Source organism: Streptomyces sp. L2 (assembly GCF_004124325.1).
Taxonomy (GTDB): domain Bacteria; phylum Actinomycetota; class Actinomycetes; order Streptomycetales; family Streptomycetaceae; genus Streptomyces.
On record NZ_QBDT01000001.1, the window covers coordinates 793304 to 813465 of the forward strand.

The 20162-nt window shown below is 73.5% G+C and carries 17 protein-coding genes; 10 read left to right on the top strand and 7 right to left on the bottom strand.

Features of this window, described 5'->3' with window-relative positions:
- Nucleotides 1–181 precede the first annotated feature (181 nt).
- Nucleotides 182–916 carry an endonuclease V gene (locus tag DBP14_RS03545; RefSeq protein WP_129305587.1) on the bottom strand — a complete coding sequence of 245 codons (735 nt, stop codon included), beginning with the start codon at nt 914–916 and terminating at the stop codon, nt 182–184.
- Between the two features lie 61 nt (nt 917–977).
- Here DBP14_RS03545 and DBP14_RS03550 point away from each other — a divergent pair, with 61 nt between their 5' ends.
- Nucleotides 978–1274: a YciI family protein gene (locus DBP14_RS03550; RefSeq protein ID WP_129305588.1), complete on the top strand. Its 297-nt coding sequence runs from the start codon at nt 978–980 to the stop codon at nt 1272–1274.
- 9 nt (nt 1275–1283) lie between these two features.
- On the opposite strand, the gene DBP14_RS03555 is transcribed toward DBP14_RS03550, so the two are convergent.
- Both DBP14_RS03555 and DBP14_RS03560 read right to left on the bottom strand, forming a co-directional pair.
- Nucleotides 1284–1622 carry a plasmid stabilization protein gene (locus DBP14_RS03555; RefSeq protein ID WP_129305589.1) on the bottom strand — a complete coding sequence of 113 codons (339 nt, stop codon included), beginning with the start codon at nt 1620–1622 and terminating at the stop codon, nt 1284–1286.
- Nucleotides 1623–1756: 134 nt separating this feature from the next.
- Nucleotides 1757–2857 (bottom strand): oxidoreductase, encoded by a 1101-nt coding sequence (locus DBP14_RS03560; RefSeq protein WP_129311654.1) that lies wholly within the window; start codon nt 2855–2857, stop codon nt 1757–1759.
- Between the two features lie 305 nt (nt 2858–3162).
- Here DBP14_RS03560 and DBP14_RS03565 point away from each other — a divergent pair, with 305 nt between their 5' ends.
- The 4 genes from DBP14_RS03565 (at nt 3163) to DBP14_RS03580 (ending at nt 7673) form a co-directional block, all read left to right on the top strand.
- Complete coding sequence (locus DBP14_RS03565; RefSeq protein WP_129305590.1) at nt 3163–3579, top strand: SsgA family sporulation/cell division regulator; 417 nt, start codon at nt 3163–3165, stop codon at nt 3577–3579.
- A 355-nt stretch (nt 3580–3934) separates the two neighbouring features.
- On the top strand, nt 3935–5563 hold the full coding sequence (locus tag DBP14_RS03570) for an ABC-F family ATP-binding cassette domain-containing protein (protein ID WP_129305591.1): 1629 nt from the start codon (nt 3935–3937) through the stop codon (nt 5561–5563).
- A gap of 127 nt (nt 5564–5690) precedes the next feature.
- On the top strand, nt 5691–6467 hold the full coding sequence (gene ddaH, locus DBP14_RS03575; protein WP_129305592.1) for a dimethylargininase: 777 nt from the start codon (nt 5691–5693) through the stop codon (nt 6465–6467).
- Between the two features lie 234 nt (nt 6468–6701).
- Nucleotides 6702–7673 carry an acyl-ACP desaturase gene (locus tag DBP14_RS03580; protein ID WP_129305593.1) on the top strand — a complete coding sequence of 324 codons (972 nt, stop codon included), beginning with the start codon at nt 6702–6704 and terminating at the stop codon, nt 7671–7673.
- Between the two features lie 2 nt (nt 7674–7675).
- Here DBP14_RS03580 and DBP14_RS03585 read toward each other — a convergent pair whose 3' ends face one another.
- Nucleotides 7676–7921 (bottom strand): WhiB family transcriptional regulator, encoded by a 246-nt coding sequence (locus DBP14_RS03585; protein WP_129305594.1) that lies wholly within the window; start codon nt 7919–7921, stop codon nt 7676–7678.
- Nucleotides 7922–8183: 262 nt separating this feature from the next.
- On the opposite strand from DBP14_RS03585, the gene DBP14_RS03590 reads away from it, so the two are divergent.
- Together DBP14_RS03590 and DBP14_RS03595 are read left to right on the top strand one after the other, a co-directional pair.
- Nucleotides 8184–8981, top strand: a complete 798-nt coding sequence (locus DBP14_RS03590; protein ID WP_129305595.1) for a VOC family protein — start codon at nt 8184–8186, stop codon at nt 8979–8981.
- Between the two features lie 121 nt (nt 8982–9102).
- A complete protein-coding gene (locus tag DBP14_RS03595) occupies nt 9103–11229 on the top strand; it encodes a HEAT repeat domain-containing protein (RefSeq protein ID WP_129305596.1) in 2127 nt (708 codons plus the stop codon).
- A gap of 85 nt (nt 11230–11314) precedes the next feature.
- On the opposite strand, the gene ligD is transcribed toward DBP14_RS03595, so the two are convergent.
- Entirely contained in the window at nt 11315–12334 is a 1020-nt protein-coding gene (gene ligD, locus DBP14_RS03600) for a non-homologous end-joining DNA ligase (RefSeq protein WP_206739197.1), read from the bottom strand.
- Nucleotides 12335–12407: 73 nt separating this feature from the next.
- Between ligD and DBP14_RS03605 the strand changes: the two genes are divergently transcribed.
- Entirely contained in the window at nt 12408–13472 is a 1065-nt protein-coding gene (locus tag DBP14_RS03605; RefSeq protein WP_129305597.1) for an ATP-dependent DNA ligase, read from the top strand.
- Between the two features lie 55 nt (nt 13473–13527).
- On the opposite strand, the gene DBP14_RS03610 is transcribed toward DBP14_RS03605, so the two are convergent.
- A complete protein-coding gene (locus tag DBP14_RS03610) occupies nt 13528–14754 on the bottom strand; it encodes a zinc-dependent alcohol dehydrogenase (protein ID WP_129305598.1) in 1227 nt (408 codons plus the stop codon).
- Between the two features lie 219 nt (nt 14755–14973).
- On the opposite strand from DBP14_RS03610, the gene DBP14_RS03615 reads away from it, so the two are divergent.
- Together DBP14_RS03615 and DBP14_RS03620 are read left to right on the top strand one after the other, a co-directional pair.
- Nucleotides 14974–15957 (top strand): DUF3048 domain-containing protein, encoded by a 984-nt coding sequence (locus DBP14_RS03615; RefSeq protein WP_241741160.1) that lies wholly within the window; start codon nt 14974–14976, stop codon nt 15955–15957.
- Between the two features lie 84 nt (nt 15958–16041).
- A complete protein-coding gene (locus DBP14_RS03620; protein ID WP_129305600.1) occupies nt 16042–16833 on the top strand; it encodes an SDR family NAD(P)-dependent oxidoreductase in 792 nt (263 codons plus the stop codon).
- Nucleotides 16834–16947: 114 nt separating this feature from the next.
- Here the strand turns inward: DBP14_RS03620 and DBP14_RS03625 are convergent, their stop codons facing one another.
- Nucleotides 16948–19638, bottom strand: coding sequence for an AAA family ATPase (locus tag DBP14_RS03625; protein ID WP_129305601.1), 2691 nt, complete (start codon nt 19636–19638; stop codon nt 16948–16950).
- Nucleotides 19639–20162 lie beyond the last annotated feature (524 nt).

The following is a 20162-nucleotide window of genomic DNA, read 5'->3' on the forward strand; positions in this document are numbered from 1 at the left end:
CGCCCACGAGAGGACGGCCTGCTCGGCCGCCGCCCCGCCGCGGGACCTGGACGCAGGGGGGCGGACGACGGCTCCGCCCCGCCTGCCGTATCCGGCGCTTGCCGGCGGGCGGGTGGATCACGGGTTCGAGGCCCGGCGCGCCGCCGCCCCGGGTGCGGTCACGCCGACGTCCCGGGTGCCGTCACGCGGACGTCCCGGACCGTGCCGCCGCCGTCCCCCCGGGCCCCTGACCGACCGCCTCGCGCAGAGCCCGGCGGCAGAGGGTGTCCGCTCTGCGGGTCGTCTCCGGGAGGCGGTACGCCGGGGTCAGGGCGAGGACGTGGGCCACGGCGTTGTCCAGGCCGACCCGGTGGCCGACCGAGACGAAGACGGGCTTGACGCCGTCCCGGGTGCGCAGGGCGCAACCGACCTCCTCGGTGCCCGCGAGGAGCGGCGCGGTGCTGCCCCGGCGCGGGCCGGGATCGTCGTAGGTGAAGGTGAACGGGTTCTTGGCGACGCCGATGGTGGGCAGGCCGGTGAGCACGCCGAGGTGGCTGGCGAGGCCGAAGCGGCGCGGGTGGGCCAGGCCGTAGCCGTCGCACACCACGAGGCCGGGCGGGCACGGCAGGGCGTCCAGGGCCGCGCGCACGGTCGGGACCTCACGGAAGGCGAGCAGCCCGGGCACGTACGGGAAGGAGACCCGGCCGACGGCCGTGGTCTCGGCCACGACCGCCAGGGTGGCCGCGTCCAGCACGACGGCCGCCGCTGCGACGAGGTCGCGCTCGTCGTCGTAGGCGACGTCGACCCCCGTGACGTGGCCGCTGCCGGGCGGCGGGCCGGTCTCGTCGAGCACCACGCGGAGCCGCAGCACGTCCTGGACGGCGCGCGCCTCTTCCTCGGTCGCGGGCCCGCCCGCGCCTTCGCCTACGGTCGTCATCGTGACCCGACTGTACGGGGCGGGTGACGGTCCGTGGAACCTCGGGGGTAGGCTCGCGATCATGTTCGTACTGGAGCTGACCTACACCGCCCCGCTCGACGCCGTGGACGCCGCGCTGCCGGCCCATGTGACCTGGCTGGAGCAGCAGTACGAGAAGGGTTCCTTCCTGGCGTCGGGGCGCAAGAACCCCCGCGACGGCGGGGTGATCCTGGCCGTCGCGGAGGACCGCGCGCGGATGGAGGAACTGGTGGCGTCCGACCCGTTCGTCGCCGCCGGGGTGTGCGAGTACCGGGTCACGGAGTTCGTCGCGACGAAGACCGTGCCGGAACTCGCCGGTCACCGGCAGACCCTGGGCTGAGCCCGCGGGTCAGCCCTTCTTGGCGTTCAGCGCGTTGCGCAGCTGGTCCTTGTTCATGTTCGAACGGCCCTCGATGCCGCGCTGCTTGGCCTCGTTGTAGAGCTGGTCGCGGGTCGGCCCCTGGGAGCCGGTCCGGTTGCCCGACCGCTGCCCGCCGCGCTTGCTCGACGACATGTCCTGGGTGGAGCTGCGGCTGGCCGTCTTGGACTCGCCGGAGCGGGCCCGCTCCTTGTTCACGGTCCGTGCCGCGATCTCCTTGGCGCGTCCCGCGCTCTCCCCGCGGTCCTGCGCGCTCTCCTTGATGTGCTCGTACTGACGTTCCCGCTTGGGGCTGGAACCGGCCGGCATGATCACTCCTTTCCTCTCCGCCGCGGAGGATCGCGTGACACGAGATCACGTGGGACGGGATCGCGTGAAACAGAACAAAGTAGGACGGGATCACCCGCGGCGGGAGACGAGTACCCGGCTCGCCGGTCCTTACGTCAGCGTTCCAGCCGGGCTACCCGGCCCTGTTCCCCGGCCGCCCAGCAGCTCAGGTCCGGCGTGCAGTCCACGGTGTCGTACGAGCCGGTGTCGATCGTCCGCCAGGTGCGGCCGCCGTCGGTGGTGAGGTCGGTGCCGGTGGGGCCGACGGCGAGCGCGGCGCTGCGGCTGTGCGGCAGCCAGGCCACGCCGGAGCGGTACGCCGGCACGGGCGCGGCGGCCGGCCGCCAGGTGCGGCCGCCGTCACGCGTGACGGCGGCGGCTTGCGGGGAGGCCTGCCCGGCGCGGTAGTCGCCGCCGACGGCCAGACCGTGCGTGCGGTCGCGGAAGGCGAGCGCGAACACCCCGCGCGCGGGGTCGCCGGCCGGGATCGGCGTGTCGGCGGCCGTCCAGGTCAGGCCTCGGTCGGCGGAGTGCAGCACGCGCGCGTGGGCGCCGCCGCCGGTGGCGAGCCAGGCGTCCCTCGGCCCGGAGATGACCAGGCACTGCCCGCTCGCGGCGAAGCCCGCCTCGCCCGCCAGGGCGGCCGGCATCCCGGCGGCGGGCAGGACGTGCCAGGAGCGGCCGCCGTCGCCGGTGGACAGGATCCGGAACCTGCCGTCGACCGGGTCGCTCATCGCGAGGCCGTGGCGGTGGTCGAAGAAGGCCATGCAGTCGTAGAACGCCTTGGGGTCGGTGTTGCGGAAGGACTCCGTCCAGGTCGCTCCGCCGTCGTCGGTGCGGTACATCCGGGAGGCCTCGCCCTCGCCGATGGCCAGCACGACCGCGCGCCGCGCGTCGAACGCCTCGACGTCCCGGAACTCCAGGCCGGCGGCGCCCTGCGGAGAGACGTTCCGCCAGCTCGCTCCGCCGTCCGTGGTGCGCAGCACGGTGCCGCCGGTGCCGGCCAGCCAGGCGGTGCGCCGGCTGACGGCGGACAGTCCGCGGAACCGCGCCTGCGGGGCACCGCTGTCCTTCGGCGCCCAGTGCGCGCCCGGTGCGCCGTGGCCGCCGTCGTGCCCGGCGCCGAGGCCGGAGCCGTGGCCCAGCGGCCGCGCCTCTGCGGCCGGCACCGTCAGCACGGCCAGGGCCGCCCCGCAGGCCACCCCGGCGGCCATCATCCGGGCCGTACGTCCCTTGCGTCGCGTGTTCCCCAAGCGCCTCATGGCGGGCGAAGCTAGCCCACGGGCACCGCGCCGTCCAGAGGGCCCAACACGCCCGCCGGACGGCACACATGGGCCGGAACGGATCGGCACCTGGGCCGGAACGGATCGGCGCGCACGGGCCGGCGCCGATCGGGTGCATGAACGCGGTGACCGAGGTCACTCGTCCCGCGTGTGCACGCTCTGGCCGATTCCGACGTCTCTTCCAGTGCCAGGCCTCGCACGCCGCCGAGCACGTCCAGCCGTCACAAGGGAGCAAGGCGTTGTCCACCGTCATCGAGCAGCCCGTAGAGGCCCGTCTCGTCGCCGCCGCACCGCGCATGCCGAGCATTCCCGCCACGCTGCGCTACGACCGGCGCGACCCGTTCGCCGTCCGCATGACCTTCCCCGCGCCGGCCACCCTGGAGGGGGTCGAGGTCTGCTGGACGTTCTCCCGCGAGCTGCTGACGGCCGGCCTGCACGCCCCGGAGGGGCACGGCGACGTCCGCGTGCGGCCGTACGGCTACGACCGCACCGTGCTGGAGTTCCACGCCCCGGAGGGCACCGCGGTGGTGCACGTGCGCAGTGGTGAGATCCGGCGGTTCCTGGAGGCGACCGGCGCGCTGGTGCCGGTCGGCCTGGAACACCTCCAGCTGGATCTCGACCACGACCTGGCCGAGCTGATGCGGGACGCCTGCTGAGGGACGCCTGCTGACCAGGGGCGGATGACAGCAACGCGCGCGTGGGTCAGCTCCCGCTCCACGCGCGCGTGGACCGGCTCCCGTCCGCGCACACCGGTAATTCCGTTGACACTCCTCCCGCCGTCTCCGTACGGTGTATGACGGTTCTGTTGCCGCCGATAGGAGAAGGACGTTGCTCGTCTGAGGTCTTGAGACACCGCGTCACACCGGTGAGGTGTGCGTGGCGTACGACCTCGGCGTCCGAGCCGTCCCCCTGGCACAGGCCCTTTTTTCGTGCTCCAGGCTTTCGGTTTCCGCCTCGCGGTGTCTCGACACGCGCTCGCCCCGACCGCACTCCAGTACCCGCGAGGCCTGTATGTCATCTTCCCTCACCTGTACGTCCCTGTCCTTCGCCTGGCCCGACGGCACCACCGTCCTCGACGGCCTCGACATCGCGTTCGGTCCCGGCAGGACCGGGCTCGTCGGCGTGAACGGATCAGGAAAATCGACCCTGTTGAAGCTGCTCGCCGGTGAACTCGTCCCGGCGGACGGCACCGTGAAGGCGACCGGCGAGATCGGTCACCTCCCGCAGAACGTCACGCTCGACACCTCGCTCCGCGTCGACGAGGCCCTCGGCATCGCCGGCAAGCGGGCCGCGCTGCACGCCATCGAGGCGGGCGACGCGGCCGAGGAGCACTTCGAGACCGTCGGCGACGACTGGGACGTGGAGGAGCGCGCCCTGGTCACCCTCGGCGAACTGGGCCTCGGCCACATCGGCCTGGACCGCACGGTCGGCGAGGTGTCCGGCGGCGAGTCGGTCCTGCTGCGCCTGGCCGCGCTGCTGCTGCGCCGTCCCGACGTCCTGCTGCTCGACGAACCCACCAACAACCTGGACCTGTACGCGCGCCGGCGGCTGTACGCGGCCGTCGCCGCCTGGCCCGGCGTGCTGATCGTGGTCAGCCACGACCGCGAACTGCTGGACCTGGTCGACCAGATCGCGGAGCTGCGCTCCGGTGAGGTCGCCTGGTACGGCGGGAACTTCTCGGCGTACGAGGAGGCACTCGCCGTCGAACAGGACGCCGCCGAACGGATGGTGCGCGTGGCCGAGGCGGACCTGCGCAAGCAGAAACGCGAACTGGCCGACGCCCAGGTCAAACTGGCCCGCCGCAAACGGTACGGCCAGAAGATGTGGGAGTCCAAACGCGAGCCGAAGATCGTGATGGGCGCCCGCAAACGCGCCGCGCAGGAGTCCGCCGGCAAGCACCGCATCATGCACGAGGAGCGGCTCGCCGGGGCCAGGGAGCGCCTGGACGAGGCGGTGGAGGCCGTACGGGACGACGACGAGATCCGCGTCGACCTCCCGTACACGGCCGTACCGCCCGGCCGTCAGGTGCTCACCCTGGAGAACCTGCGGATGGCCTACGGGGCCCGGGTGGACGGGATCCTCGATCTGCGGGGCCCGGAGCGGATCGCGCTGATCGGGCGCAACGGCTCCGGGAAGACGACGCTGCTGCGCACCGTCGCCGGGGAGCTGGCGCCGGACGGCGGGGAGGCGCGGGCGCATGTGCCGCTGCGCTTCCTGCCGCAGCGGCTCGACGTCCTGGACGAGGAGCTGACCGTGGCGGAGAACGTGGCCCGGTTCGCGCCGGGCGCCACCAACAACCGGGTCCGGGCACGACTCGCCCGCTTCCTGTTCCGGGGCGGCCGGGCCGACCAGAAGGCGGCCACGCTGTCCGGTGGCGAGCGGTTCAGGGCGGCCCTGGCCGCGCTGCTGCTCGCCGAGCCCGCTCCCCAGCTGCTGCTGCTCGACGAGCCGACGAACAACCTCGACATGGCGAGCGTGCGGCAGCTGACCTCGGCCCTGGAGTCGTACGAAGGGGCCCTGGTGGTGGCGAGCCACGACCTGCCGTTCCTGGAGTCCCTCGGGATCACCCGGTGGCTGCTGATGACGGACGGGGAACTGCGGGAGACCTCGGCCGAGGAGGTGGCGGCGGCCGGCCGCTAGGCGGTCTCAAGAGGGCCACAGCCCCGCGACGGGGGTTTTGTCCGCGCCGGTCCGCCCTGCATGATGGCGGACCGGCGCCGCATCACGGGGCGCCGGAGCCGCACCCCCGAATCCGGAGATATTCCTCGTGCCCAGCAAGAAGGCCCTCGTCCGCCGTCCCGGCCCGCGCCTCGCCGAAGGCCTGGTGACCCACATCGAGCGGGAGAAGGCCGACGTGGACCTCGCCGTCGGGCAGTGGGAGGCGTACGTCGAGGCGCTGGGTGCGCACGGCTGGGAAACGATCGAGGTCGAGGCCGCCGACGACTGCCCGGACGCGGTGTTCGTCGAGGACACCGTCGTCATGTACCGCAACGTCGCCCTGATCACGCGGCCCGGCGCCGAGTCGCGGCGCGCGGAGACGGCCGGTGTCGAGGAGGCGGTGGCCCGGCTCGGCTGCTCGGTGAACTGGGTGTGGGAGCCCGGCACGCTGGACGGCGGCGACGTACTGAAGATCGGCGACACCGTTTACGTCGGCCGGGGCGGGCGGACGAACGCGGCCGGTGTGCAGCAGCTGAGGGCCGTGTTCGAGCCGCTGGGCGCGCGCGTGGTGGCCGTGCCGGTGAGCAAGGTGCTGCACCTGAAGTCCGCGGTGACCGCGCTGCCCGACGGGACGGTGATCGGGCACATCCCCCTGGTGGACCGGCCCTCGCTGTTCCCGGGTTTCCTCGCGGTGCCGGAGGAGTCCGGCGCGCACGTGGTGCTGCTGGGCGGTCACCGGCTGCTCATGGCGGCGAGCGCCCCGAAGACGGCGGACCTGCTGACGGATCTCGGGCACGAGGTGGTCACGGTGGACATCAGCGAGTTCGAGAAGCTGGAGGGATGTGTGACGTGCCTCTCGGTGCGGCTGCGGGGGCTGTACGCCTGACCGGGTGACGCCGTCACTCTTCCGGCCCTGGGACCTGCGGGTCGGGGAGCTGTCCGGCATTCGCCGGAACCCCGTACCCACCCGACCTGATCAGCGGTGTTTACGGCGGCCTTAACCTACGGCTTCGTAACCTACGGATTCGTAGCCTACGATCTCGTAGGTTTCCGGCACCGCTCGCCGGTTCGCCCCTCTTCTCCCCTGTTGTTCATGTTCGGCGTCCCCCTGGAGTACCCCGTGACGATCACTTCCCCTCACCTCGCCGGCCCGTCCGTGTGGACCGACGCGCGGCTGCTGTACGCGCTGGAGGAAGTGGTCGAGACGGAACTGAACCGGCATCTGAAGGTCGCCAAGGACTGGATGCCGCACGAGTACGTGCCGTGGAGCGACGCCCGCAACTTCCCGGGCCTGTTCGAGGACGGCGAGGCCTGGTCCAAGGAGCAGTCCCAGGTCACGGAGATCGGCCGGACGGCGCTCGTGGTCAACCTCCTCACCGAGGACAACCTGCCGAGCTACCACCACGAGATAGCCTCGCTCTTCGGCCGCGACGGCGCCTGGGGCACCTGGGTGCACCGCTGGACGGCGGAGGAGGGCCGGCACGGCATCGTCATGCGGGACTACCTGCTCGCCTCGCGCGCGGTGGACCCGGACAAGCTGGAGCAGTTCCGCATGGCCCACATGAGCGAGGGGTTCGAGTCCGACAACCGGCACTCGATGCTCCACTCGATCGCCTACGTCGCCTTCCAGGAGCTGGCCACCCGGATCTCGCACCGCAACACCGGGCACCAGTCCGGCGACCCGGTCTGCGACCGCATGCTGGCGCGCATCGCGACCGACGAGAACCTGCACATGGTCTTCTACCGCAACCTGCTGAAGGCCGCGTTCGAGCTGGCCCCCGACCTGACCATGCAGGCGGTCCGCGACGTCGTGGTGAACTTCCGCATGCCCGGGCACGGCATCCCCGGCTTCGAGCGGGCGGCCGCGCAGATGGCCATCGGCGAGGTCTACAACATGCGCATCCACCACGACGACGTGCTCCAGCCCGTCCTGCGCTTCCTGAAGGTCCTGGAGCTGGACGGCCTGGGCCCGGAGGGCGTGCAGGCGCAGGAGGAACTCGGCCTGTTCATGGGCGGCCTGAACGACGAGGCCCTCAAGTTCGACGAGAAGCTGGCCGCCCGCAAGGCCCGGATGGCGGCCCGGGGCCGCTGAGCTCACCGGGGCGTGCGTCGCAGCGCGAGGCGCTCCTTCTCCGACAGGCCGCCCCAGACGCCGAAGCGTTCGTCGTTGTCCAGCGCGTACTCCAGGCAGGCGGGACGCATCTCGCACATGGCGCAGATGCGTTTCGCCTCACGGACCGAGCTGCCCGGCTCGGGGAAGAAGAACTCGGCCCCGGTCTGCGCGCACAGGGCCTGTGCCTGCCAGGCGGGGTCGGCCGGGGTGATCGTTTCGGTGTGCATGGTCAGGATCGTGCCGGGCCGCGAAAAACGTTCGATCAACGCGGCATCAACGCCGCGGCACGGAGCCCCGCCGCCTTGATGATGCTCCGCCGCCGCGGGCCGGCGCACGGCGGCGCGCGGAGCGGGACGGGTTTTCGCCGGGCGCGGACGGCGGCGCCCCGGCGGCGAGTGTCAGTGAGCGGTGCCAGACTCGGCAGTGCGGGCGGCGCGTCCCCGCCGCCCGGCCCGACAGGCAGCGGGACCCCTTCCGAGGAGGGCCGGAATGCTCACCACCCGTTTCGTCGACGGCGCCCCGAACTGGATCGACCTCGCCACATCCGATCTCGACGGCGCTCTCTCGTTCTACGGCGCCCTCTTCGACTGGCGGTTCGAGTCGGCCGGACCGGACGCCGGCGGTTACGACTTCCTCCAGCTCGACGGCAGAACGGTGGCCGGCGCGATGCAGTCCGGCCCGGACCAGGGGCCGCCGGCCTGGACGGTGTACTTCCGCAGTGAGGACGCGGCCGCCACCGCCAAGACGGCCGAGGAGGCGCGCGGCCGGGTGCTGGTCCAGCCCATGGACATCATGGGGCAGGGGCACATGGCCGTCCTCACGGACCAGGCGGGCGTACCGTTCGGGATCTGGCAGCCCGGCCGGATGGCGGGCGTGGACGTCGCGAACGAACCCGGCGCCCTGTGCTGGGTCGAGCTGTACACGCCGGACGTCGCCGCCTCCGCCGCGTTCTACAGCCGGACCCTCGGCCTGGAGACGTCCGCCGTGCCGTTCCCCGGTGGTACGTACACCTGTGTGAATCCGGGTGGCGCGGGGGAGGACGCGATGTTCGGCGGCATGGTCCCCCTGGCCCCCGACACGACCGACGACTCGCCGTACTGGCTGCCGTACTTCGAGGTCGGGGACACGGACGTGGTGGTCGCCCGCGCCCAGGAGCTCGGCGGCACGGTCCGCATGCCCGCGTCGACCGTGGAGGGCGTCGGCCGCATGGCACGGCTCGCCGATCCGTACGGCGCCCGCTTCGCCGTCATCAGGAGCGCGTCGGGACAGGGACAGGGACAGGGCTGAACCGGGGCAGCGGGCTCCGCCCGGCGTGCGGGCGGAGGGTGCTGCGGGGGCGTTGTCAGTGCCGTGCGGCATGCTGTGATCAGCGGCGGGACGAGCGCCGGGGCCAGGGGGAGGACAGGGCGTGTTCAGGGGGATCGACGACGTCGACTGGGCGTCGCTGGGGCATGCGTACACGGATTCGGCGACGGACGTGCCGGAGCTGCTGTGGGGACTGGCGTCGGACGACCCCGAGCTCCGGGAGATCGCCCTGGACGGGATGTACGGCGCGGTGCACCACCAGGGCGACGTGTACGACAGCACGCTCGCCTGCGTGCCGTTCCTGTTCGAGCTGATCGCGAGCGAGGCGATCGCCGACCGGGGCGCCGTGGTCGGGCTGCTGTGCAGCATCGCCGGCGCCTCGGAGGACCACGACACGGCGGACGACGACTGGTTCGGCGAGTCCGCCGCCTACGACCCCGAGGTGCACGAGGATTGGCAGCGGCCCTTCCTCGACGCGCGGGACATGGTTCGCGCCCGGGCGGGCGTCTTCCTCGGGCTGCTCGACGATCCGGACCCCGGTGTGCGGGCCGCGGTGCCGGCCGCGCTGGCCCGGCTGCACGCCGAGCCGGTGCGGGTGCTCGGCGTGTTGCGCGGCCGGCTGGCCGCGGAGACGGATCCGGAGGCCGCCCGGTCGCTGGCGCGCGCCCTGGGCACCCTGGCCGTACGGCTCCCGGCGGACGTGGGCGCCGAGGCGGGCGGATTGCTGCGCGAGCTGGTCGCCGGTGTCCCTGATCCGGAGCTGCGGATGACAGCCCTGACGGAGCTGGCCCGCTGCGCGCCCGGCGAACTGCCCCCGGACACCGTGGAGATCGCTCTGGACGTGATGCGCCTCGCCCGGGAGACCGCCGAACTGCCCCCGGCTCCCCCGGCGCCCGGGCGACCGCGCACGGACACGCTGATCTCCCATCTGCGGGAGCTGGAGGCGGAGCACCGCCGCGGCCTCGGTCTGCACGAGGCGGACGAGCTGCTCGCCGCGTTCCACGGGGAGTTGCGCGACCGCGCCGACATCCGGTTCCCGCTGCTCGTCGGCATGCTGGAGAGTCCCGACGGCCGTCAGCGTCGGCACGCCGTCTCCATGGCGGGACGGCTGCTGACCGGATGGCGGGCACCCGACGACGAGCCGGTCCTGGCCCTGGCCCGGCTGCTGCGCGAGGACGACCTGCGGCTGCAGAAGGAGGTGCTGCGGGAGCTACGGCACCTGGCGCCGGTCTCGCACGGCGCGTCGGCGGAGCTGGTCTGCTACGTGGAGGCGTGGGAGGAACGCCCCGTCGAGACGGGCACGCCGTTCGCGGAGATGGCCCTCGGGCTGGCCTTCGAGGTGGTGGCCCTCCAGGGCGACGAACGGATCGTGCCGGGCCTCGGCCACGTCCTGGAGGTCGTGGAGATCCCGGAGAACCTGCCGCGGTGGATCGAGGCGCTGGGGCCCGTGGCGGCGGCTCCTCTGGGACCGGTGCTGCACGCCCGGCTCACCGCACTCGGTCACCCCACCCCGTCTGCCGGCCTGGACGCGCTGACCGGTGCCCTGGGCCTCCTGCGGCACGGCCCGTCGGTGCCGCTGCTCACCCGCATCCTGCGGGAGACAACCGACGTGCGGACGCGGCGGGCCGTGCTCGGCGCGTTGTGCGACTACGGTCCGTCGGCGGCCGAAGCGGCGGAGCCTGTCCGCCAGTGGTGGGAGACCGCCGAGCTGCGTGAGGAGGAGCGTGTCGAGGCGGCGAGAGCGCTGTGGGCGCTGACCGGGGACGCGGAGGCGGTCCTGCCGCTCGTCCGCGAGAGCCTGCGGTCGCGGAGCTGGGGCCCGTGGTACGGGGCGATTCGGCTGACCGGGGCGCTCGGCCGCTCCGGTGCGGCGCTCGCGCCCACTCTGCGGGACATGATCGCGGCCGGCGAGACACCCGCCCGGGCCGCGGCCGCTCTGTGGCAGGTCACCGGGGACCCCGAAGAGGTCCTCCCGTCGATCACGGAGCAGTGGCCGGCCGCCCCGAAGGAGCGTCCCGCGCTGGCCGCCGCGCTGGCCGGGATGGGCCCGGCGGCCGCGCCCGCGCTGCCGCTGATACGCGCCGAGCTGGCCTCGGTCCGTCGCCACAACAACGACGGCTCCGGAGGGAACATGCGCTACGACGTCCGCCCGGACGTGGCGCTGCTCGCCGACTGCCGGCGCGTCCTGGCCGCCTGCGGCGGGCAGAGCGACGAGGAGCCGACGGGCTGAACCACGCCGAAGCGCCGGGCCACACCGTAGGGCTGGGCCACGCCGAAAGGCCGGGCCACGCCGAAAGGAGGGACCGCTGCCGCCCTCACGTGCCCTGTTCGCGGCGGGCGCGGCTGGGCTGGACCCGTTTGGGTTCGCCGGGCATCTTCGGGTACTCCGGCGGGTACGGCAGATCGCCCAGCCCGTGGTCGTGTTCGTCGCGGCGGGCCAGTTCCAGCAGCGTGTCCAGGCTGAAGGCGTGCTGGTCCATGTCGGCGTGCACGTCACCGAGTTCGGCGAACCGGGCCGGCATGGTGGCGAGGTCGAAGTCCCTGGGGTGGGCGTCGCCGACCTCCTCCCAGCGCAGCGGCGCCGAGACGGGGGCGTGCGGGCGGGGCCGTACGGAGTAGGCGGAGGCGATGGTGCGGTCGCGGGCGGTCTGGTTGTAGTCCACGAAGATGCGCTCGCCGCGCTCCTCCTTCCACCACTTGATGGTCACCCGGTCGGGCATACGGCGTTCCATCTCCCGGCCCACGGCGATCGCGGCGCGCCGGACCTGGGTGAAGGTCCAGCGCGGTTCGATGGGCACGAAGACGTGCAGGCCCCGCCCGCCGGACGTCTTGGGCCAGCCGCGCAGTCCGCCGAACTCCTCCAGGACGGCCCGCAGTTCGTGGGCGGCGCGGACCGCGTCGGAGTAGTCGGTGCCCGGCTGCGGATCGAGGTCGATGCGGAGTTCGTCCGGGTGGTCGACCCGGTCGCGGCGCACCGGCCAGGGGTGGAAGGTGAGGGTGCCGTACTGGGCGGCCCACACCACGGCGGCCTGTTCGGTGGGGCACATCTCGTCGGCGCTGCGGCCGCTGGGGAAGGTGATGTGGGCGGTGGGGATCCAGTCGGGCATGCCCTTGGGGGCCCGCTTCTGGTAGAACCACTCGCCGCCGACGCCGTCCGGGTAGCGCTCCAGGGTGGTGGGGCGGTCGCGCAGGGCGCGCAGGATGCCGGGGCCGACGGCTGCGTAGTACTGGGCGAGGTCCAGCTTGGTGAAGCCGCGCTCGGGGAAGAAGACCTTGTCCGGGCTGGACAGCCGTACGGTCCGGCCGTCCACCTCCAGTTCCACCGCGTCACCCATGCGGCCACGGTAGGCGCACCCGGTGCGCCGCGCACACCGGGCGGAGCGGGGCGGGTGCGCGCAGAATCGGGGCATGGACCTGCCGGTGATGCCGCCCGTGAAGCCGATGCTCGCCAAGTCGGTGGCGAGGATCCCGCCGGGCATGCACTACGAGGCCAAGTGGGACGGGTTCCGGGCGATCGTGTTCCGCGACGGGCCGGAGGTCGAGCTGGGCAGCCGTACCGGCAAGCCGCTGACCAGGTATTTTCCGGAGCTGGTGGAGGCCCTGCGGGACCGGGTGCCGGAGCGGTGCGTGCTGGACGGGGAGATCGTCATCGCGCGGGACGGGCGGCTGGACTTCGACGCGCTGACCGAGCGGATCCACCCCGCCGAGTCCCGGGTGCGGACGCTGGCCGGGCGGACACCGGCCTCCTTCGTCGCGTTCGACCTGCTGGCCCTCGCCGGCGAGTCACTGCTGGACGAAGTGCTGACCGACCGCCGCGCCCTGCTGGAGCGGGCCCTGTCGAACGCCACTCCCCCGGTCCACCTGGCACCGGCGACCACCGACGCCGACGTGGCGCAGCAGTGGTTCGAGCAGTACGAGGGTGCCGGTCTGGACGGGGTCGTCGCCAAGCCGCTCACCCTGCGCTACCGGCAGGACGAGCGGGCCATGTTCAAGATCAAGCACGAGCGGACGGCGGACGTCGTGGTCGCCGGCTACCGCCTCCACAAGAGCGGCCCGGTGGTGGGCTCGCTGCTGCTGGGCCTGTACGACGACCGGGGCGCGCTGCAGCACGTGGGCGTGTCGGCGGCGTTCACCATGAAGAGGCGGGCCGAGCTGGTGGACGAGCTGGAGCCGCTGCGCATGGACGACGTGGCCGGCCATCCTTGGGCCGCCTGGTCCGAGGAGACGGCCCACGAGACGGCCCGGCTGCCGGGTGCGCCGAGCCGCTGGTCGGGCAAGAAGGACCTGTCGTGGGTGCCGCTGCGGCCGGAGCGCGTGGCCGAGGTGGCCTACGACCACATGGAGAACGGGGCCCGGTTCCGGCACACCGCCCGCTTCCGCCGCTGGCGGCCCGACCGGACCCCCGAGAGCTGCACGTACGCGCAACTGGAGGAGCCGGTGCGCTACGACCTCGCGGAGATCCTGGGCGGGTAGCGCGCGGGATCACCGACCGGGCCCGGCCCCGGCGGCTCAGGCTGCATCAAGGTCTTCAGGGCTGCATCAAGACCTTCACCGCGCCGTCCTGCTTGCGCTGGAACATCTCGTAGGCGTGCGGCGCCTCGGCGAGCGGGACCCGGTGGGTGGCGAAGTCGTCGACGCCAAGGGGGTCCCCCCGCGCGAGCGAAGCCGAGCGTGGGGGAGGGTCCTCGTCGGTGAGCAGCGGGATGATGTCGTCGGTCCAGCGGCGGACGTTGGCCTGCCCCATCCTCATCTGGATCTGCTTGTCGAACAGGGTGAGCATGGGCATCGGGTCGGCCATGCCGCCGTAGACGCCGCTGAGGGAGATCGTGCCGCCGCGCCGGACGAGTTCGATGGCCAGGTACAGGGCGCCGAGCCGGTCGATGCTGAAGCGTTCCGCGAGGGGCGCGCTCAGTTTGCGCGGCATCGCCGCGGTGGCCTGCTGGGCCAGCCGGGCGGCGGCGCTGCCGTGGGCCTCGGTGCCGACCGCGTCGATCACGGCGTCCGGGCCCCGGCCGTCGGTCTGGTCCTGGATCGCGGCGATCAGTGCCTTCTCGTCGTCGAAGGCCCTCAGGTCGTAGGTCCGCACGCCGCGCCGGCTCGCCCGGGCCAGCCGTTCGGGCACCAGGTCGACGCCGAAGACGTGTTCGGCGCCGCGGGCCAGGGCGACCCGGCAGGCCATGTCGCCGATCGGTCCCAGGCCGAGCACGGCGAGGGAGCCGCCCGGCGGGACGGCGGCGTACTCGACGGCCTGCCAGGCGGTGGGCAGCACGTCGGAGAGGTAGACGAAGCGGTCGTCGGAGGGGCCCTCGGGCACCTTGATCGGCCCGAACTGGGCCTGCGGCACCCGCAGGTACTCGGCCTGCGCACCGGGCACGGCCCCGTACAGGCGGGTGTAGCCGAACAGGGCGGCGCCCATGTGCTCGCCGGTGACCTGGGTGGTCTCGCACTGGGTGGGCAGCCCGGCCGAGCACATGAAGCAGTGCCCGCAGGCGATCTGGAAGGGCACCACGACCCGGTCGCCGGGCTTGAGGCCGGTGACCTCCGGGCCGACCTCCTCGACGATGCCCATGGGTTCGTGGCCGAGGATGTCACCCGGGGTCATGAACGGGGTGAGCACCTCGTAGAGGTGCAGGTCGGAGCCGCACAGCCCGGTGGACGTGATGCGGATGACGGCGTCGGTGGGCTCTTCGATCCGCGGGTCGGGCACGTCGTCCACGCGCACGTCCCGCTTGCCCTGCCAGGTGACTGCCTTCATGGGGTCGCGCTCCCTTGGTCACGTGCGCGCCGGTTCGCCCTGGCGCGTCCGGTTTGCGGTGGCGGCCGGGTACCCGCACCGGCACCGCCGAACCGCCCGCCTCCGTCTTCTGGGTTCCGTCCCCCGGGCTCCACCCCCCGTGACCGCTTCCGATCCGGAATGGCCACTCATGACCGGATGAGCGCACAATCGACAACACGAACGGGGGCAAGCGTGCACATACGACACCGGGCGCGCAGACGACGCGCCACACGAGCGGCGGCGTTCCTGGCCGCCGCGCTGACGGCCTCCCTCCTGGCGGGCTGTACCGGGAACGGCCGCCCCCACGGCGGCCACACGCCCACCGGCGCCCCGACACCGAGCCGCAGCGCCACGGCCGGCGCCACCGGCTCCGTACTGGCCGTGAAGATCGACAACGTGCCCGCGGCCCGCCCGCAGACGGGCCTCGACGCCGCGGACGTCGTCTACGCCGAGCAGGTGGAGGGCGGCCTCAGCCGGCTGATGGCCGTGTACGCCACCCGGATCCCCGAGGCCGTCGGACCGGTGCGCAGCGCCCGCGAGTCCGATCTGGAACTGCTGCGCCAGTTCCACCGCCCGATGCTCGCCTTCTCGGGCGCCCAGAGCAAGCTGCTGCCCCTTATCCACCGGGCCCCGCTGCGCGCCGAGTCGCCCGACGAGGCCGCCGGCGCCTACTACCGGGGCACGGACAAGCCCGCGCCGCACAACCTCTACCTGCGCCCCGGCCGTCTGCTGCCCACCGCCCCGGGCCGGGCGGCGCTGACCACCGGGTTCCGCTACGGCCCCGCCCCGTCCACCGGGGGCACGCCCGAGACCTCGCTCACCGTGCGCTACCCCTCGGCGCGCTTCACGTTCACCTGGAGCACACGCGAGCACCGCTGGCTGGTCGCGATGGACGGCACCCCCACGGTGACGACCGCGGGCACACCGGTGGCGCCCGCGACGGTGGTCGTGCAGTACGTCAAGATCCGCGCGTCGGCTTACCACGACTTCCTCGGCAACAACACGCCGTACACGCAGACCGTCGGCACGGGCACGGCGCGGGTGCTGCGGGACGGGCGGTCCTACGACGCCAGGTGGTCGCGGCCGGCCCCGGCGGACGGTACGACGTTCACGGCGGCGGACGGCCGCCCGCTGGACTTCGCCGCCGGCCAGGTGTGGGTGGTGTTCGCGGCGGCACCCTGAGGGCGCGACGGCGAGGGTGACCCTGGTGGTCGTAGTCTCAACGGCACCTCGTACGGGCCGCCCCACCGTGCCTAGGGTGGGCGCATGTCGACTGTTCTGATCACCGGTGCCACCTCCGGGCTCGGCCGCTACGTCGCCTTCGAACTGGTCCGCGGCGGCCATGTCGTCCTCGCCCACGGCCGCGACCGGGCCAGCACCGAGCAACTCGTCACGGAACTGAACGGCCAGGGGCGCGCGGAGGGGTTCGTGGCCGATCTGGCCCGGCTGGCCGAGGTGCGTGAACTGGGGGAGCGGGTCGCGAAGGCCCATCCCGAGCTGGACGTGCTCATCAACAACGCCGGTGTGGGCGCCGGCCCGCGCGGGTCCGGGCGCGAACTCAGCGCGGACGGACACGAGTTGCGGCTCGCGGTGAACTACCTGGCGCCCGTTGCGCTGACCCGGGCCCTGCTGCCGGTGCTGCGCGCCAATCCGCCGGCCAGGATCGTCAACGTGGGCTCGGTCGGGCAGGAGCCTCTGGACTTCGAGGATCCCGAATTCACGTGCGGCTACAGCGGGATGCCGGCCTACTGCCGCAGCAAGTTCGCGCTCGCGGCACACACGTTCACGCTGGCCGAGGAGTTGGCGGGCAGCGGGGTGGCGGTGAACGTCCTGCATCCCGCGACCTACATGGACACGGCCATGGTCCGCGAGAGCGGGATCGGCCCGTGGAACTCGGTCGCGGACGGCGCGCCCGGCGTGCTGGCGCTGGCGACCCGGGACCTCGGCTCGGGCGGCTACTTCGACGGCACGCGCTCGGCCCGGGCGCACGAGGGGACGTACGACGGGGAGGTGCGCAGGCGGCTGGAGGCGGTCACCGAACAACTGCTGACTGCATGAAGGCCGCTGTATGCGGTTCACCGCATACAGTTCGGGCGGACGGGTGACATGCAGTCGACTGCATACAGCCGACTGCTCACCCCAGCCAGTTGCCCGACCGTCTCCCCCGCCCGCCTACCGCAGCCCCCGTCCCGCCTCCAGCGCCTCGCTCGCCTGAGTCACCAGTCCGTCCGCGCCGCACGCGCGTGCCAGGGCGAGGCCCCGGTCGAGTTCGGCGTCCGAGCGGGAGGCGATGCCGAACTCCACGCGGGCCGCCGCGTGTTCGTACTGGCAGGGCGAGGCCTCCAGGTAGGCGACGGCCTGCGCGGCGAGGCGCACCGCGCGCTGGCCGGTCTCCAGCGCTGCCGCGCAGCGCAGGGCCTCGCCTATGGCGGTGTCCGTGCCGAAGCGCTCCGCCTGCCGCCGGGCGTCGGCGGCGAGCCGGGCGGCACGGGCCGGGTCCTGGCCGGCGAGAGCCCGGGCGAGGCCGATGGACCAGGGTGAGAGGACCGGGTTGTGGCCGCCGCGGGAGGCGGCGGTCTTCTCGGCGGCCTCCAGTTCGCCGATGCCCTCCCGGGTCCGGCCCACGGCGAGCAGCAGCCGGCCGCGCACGGAGCGGATGTCGGGCAGCACGATCGTGGACGGGTAGGGCGGGGCGAAGCCGTACTGCTCGGCGACGGACCAGGCCTCGTCGACATGGCCGCGGGCCAGCAGCGTGTCGACGAGTCCGCAGGTCGCCGACCAGTACAGCGGCAGTCCGCGGCCGACGCGCTCGGCCAGCGTGAGCGCCTCGCGCAGCGCGGACTCGGCGTCCCGCAGCCGGCCCTGCCTGCGGTAGGCGAGGCCGAGGAAGGCGTTGGCCAGGGAGAGGTGCCCGCCGCGCCAGCCGGCGCTGGTGTAGGCGCGCAGGGCCTCGGCGAACAGGCTTTCGGCGCGGTCGAGCCGGTCGGCGTAGCTGTAGGCGCTGCCGAGCATCATCAGCAGTTCCACGCCCCACTCGGGGTCGGTCCAGCCGAGGCCGGGGGCGAGCCGGCCGTTGACGAGGGCCCGGTCGCACAGTTCGACGACCTCCTCGGCGCTCTCCCCGTGGGTCATCGCGTCGAAGCCGCGCAAGATCAGCATCGCCCGCTCGGAGTTGTCCCGGCCGGTGCAGGTGCCGGCCAGTTCGGCGAGGCGCCGGGAGCGCTGCTGGGAGACGGTCTCGCCGTGGATGCCCTCCCACATGAACTGCACGGCCTGCAGCCGCATCCGGACCGGCCCCGGAGGGTGGCGGGCGGCCTCGGTCTCGACCGTGCGGACGGCCTCCTCCAGTTCGTCGTTGTGGAGCAGGGCCTGGGAGAGGCGGACGAGGGCCTCGACGCGCCGGCCCTCGTCGAGGCCGGACGCGGCGAGGGCGCTGCGCAGGTGGTCGACGGTGACGGCGGGCGCGGTCAGCAGGGTGGCGCAGCCGAGTTCGTAGAGCACGTGCGCGTGGACCTCGGGCCGGGGCGGTTCGTCGAGGGCGCGTTCCAGGCAGCGGCGGGCCGCGTCGGGCGCGCCGACGGCCAGGTGTTCGGCGGCCGCCTCGCGCAGTTGCGCGACGAGTTCCTCGTCGTCGTCCGGGTGCACCTTCAGCAGGTGCTGGGCCGCCTCGGCGGCACCCCGCCCCTGGTCGATCAGGATCTGCGCGGCGACGCCGTGCATGGCGGTGCGGATCCCGGACGGGATGGAGTTGTAGACGGCGGAGGCGATCAGCGGGTGGACGAACTCCAGTGCCCCTTCCTCCGGTTCGGTGCCGCCGGTCTCGGGTTCGGTGAGGATGCGGGCGGCGCGCAGCAGTCCCGCGCAGCGCTCGGCGTCGTCGAGGCTCATGGTGGCGAGCTGGGCGACGAGGTCGACGGAGATGCCGGTGCCGAGGATGGCGGCCGCCCAGGCGAACTGGGTGGCGTCGATGCCGAGTTCCTTCAGGCGGGCGACGAGGCCGCCGCCGCGGGCGGAACGGTTCAGGGCGCGCAGTTCACCGGCCCGGGACTCGACGGGCTGCAGTTCGCCGTCCTGGACCTTGGCGAGGAGTTCGACGGCCTCGTAGGGGTTACCGCCGGTGACGGCCCAGACCTCGCGGCAGAACGGGTCGTCGGCGTGCCGGCCGAGGGTGGCCCGGGTGAGTCCCTCGGTGGCGGCCGGGGTGAGGGCGCTGAGGCTGTGCGTGGGCCGGCCGGCCGCGGCGGCGACCGCGTCGAGGTGGCGGGCGCTGTCGCCGCTCGCCTCGCCGGGGCGGCGGGCGACCACGACGAGCACGGACAGGTCGTCCAGGCGTTCGGCGAACGCGGCGAGCCAGCGCAGGGTCTCCTGGTCGGCCCAGTGGGCGTCGTCGACGAGCAGGACCAGCGGCCACTCGCGGCGGGTGAGCCGGCGTACGGCGGCGACGAGTCCGTCGCAGACGTACTGCGGGTCGGGCGGGTCGGCGCTGCGGTCTCCGGGATCCACTATGCCGAGGGCGGGGCCGGCGATGTCGTACCAGTCGCCGAGGTACTCGCGAGCCTCCTCGGGGAGCAAGGAGATCAGCGCCGGCTGGAGCAGTTGCCGTACGACGTTGAACGGGACGGACTTCAGGGTCTCGCCGCCGCGGGCGGTCCACACGGTGCAGCCGCGGCGCTCGGCGATGCGGCGGGTCTCGGCCAGCAGCGCGGTCTTGCCGATACCGGCCTCGCCGCGGAACACCAGCAGGCTGCCGGCGGACGACCGGTCGGTGCACAGCACGTCGAGCGCCTGTGTGACGGTGGTGAGCTCCGCGTCCCGCTCCCACAGCGAAGCCGTGGCGGCCTCCGGGGGCCGTACCTCCGTCATCCCGATACCTCCCCGAGTCGCCCGAATGACGTACAGACCACGAGCGTAGCCGTCGGAGGTGACCCGTGGAGGCCGGTCCGGGCAGCTGTTGCCTCGACGGGTGAACGAGAGCACGGCGAGGCGACGCGCGCACCGCCCGACCTGCCGGTGTTCAGGTGACCGTCCGTCAACATGGCTGGGTGCACGGCCCTTTGGAGCGGCGTCTGTGAAATGGGGGGAGGAGGGTGCGCGCGGGCGGCGGTGCGACGCGGTGAGACCGGGCGGTGGCGGTGGAGACGTGGGGGGCGGCGGTGGGACGGCCGGGAGGGCGGACGGCCCGTCCGGCGGGTGCCGGGGGGACGACGCCTCAGGCCTCGCGCCCCCAGTCGCGGCGCCGCCGCCGGGCCATGATCGGCCGCCGCCGGGACCACGGCGCGGCCGAGCGGGCGGAGCCATCGGCGCGGGCCCGCCGGCCCCGCGCCGGCGGTCCACGAGGTCGGCCGCGAGACCGCACGCGCGCCCGACCGTCCTCGCCGACCTGACCG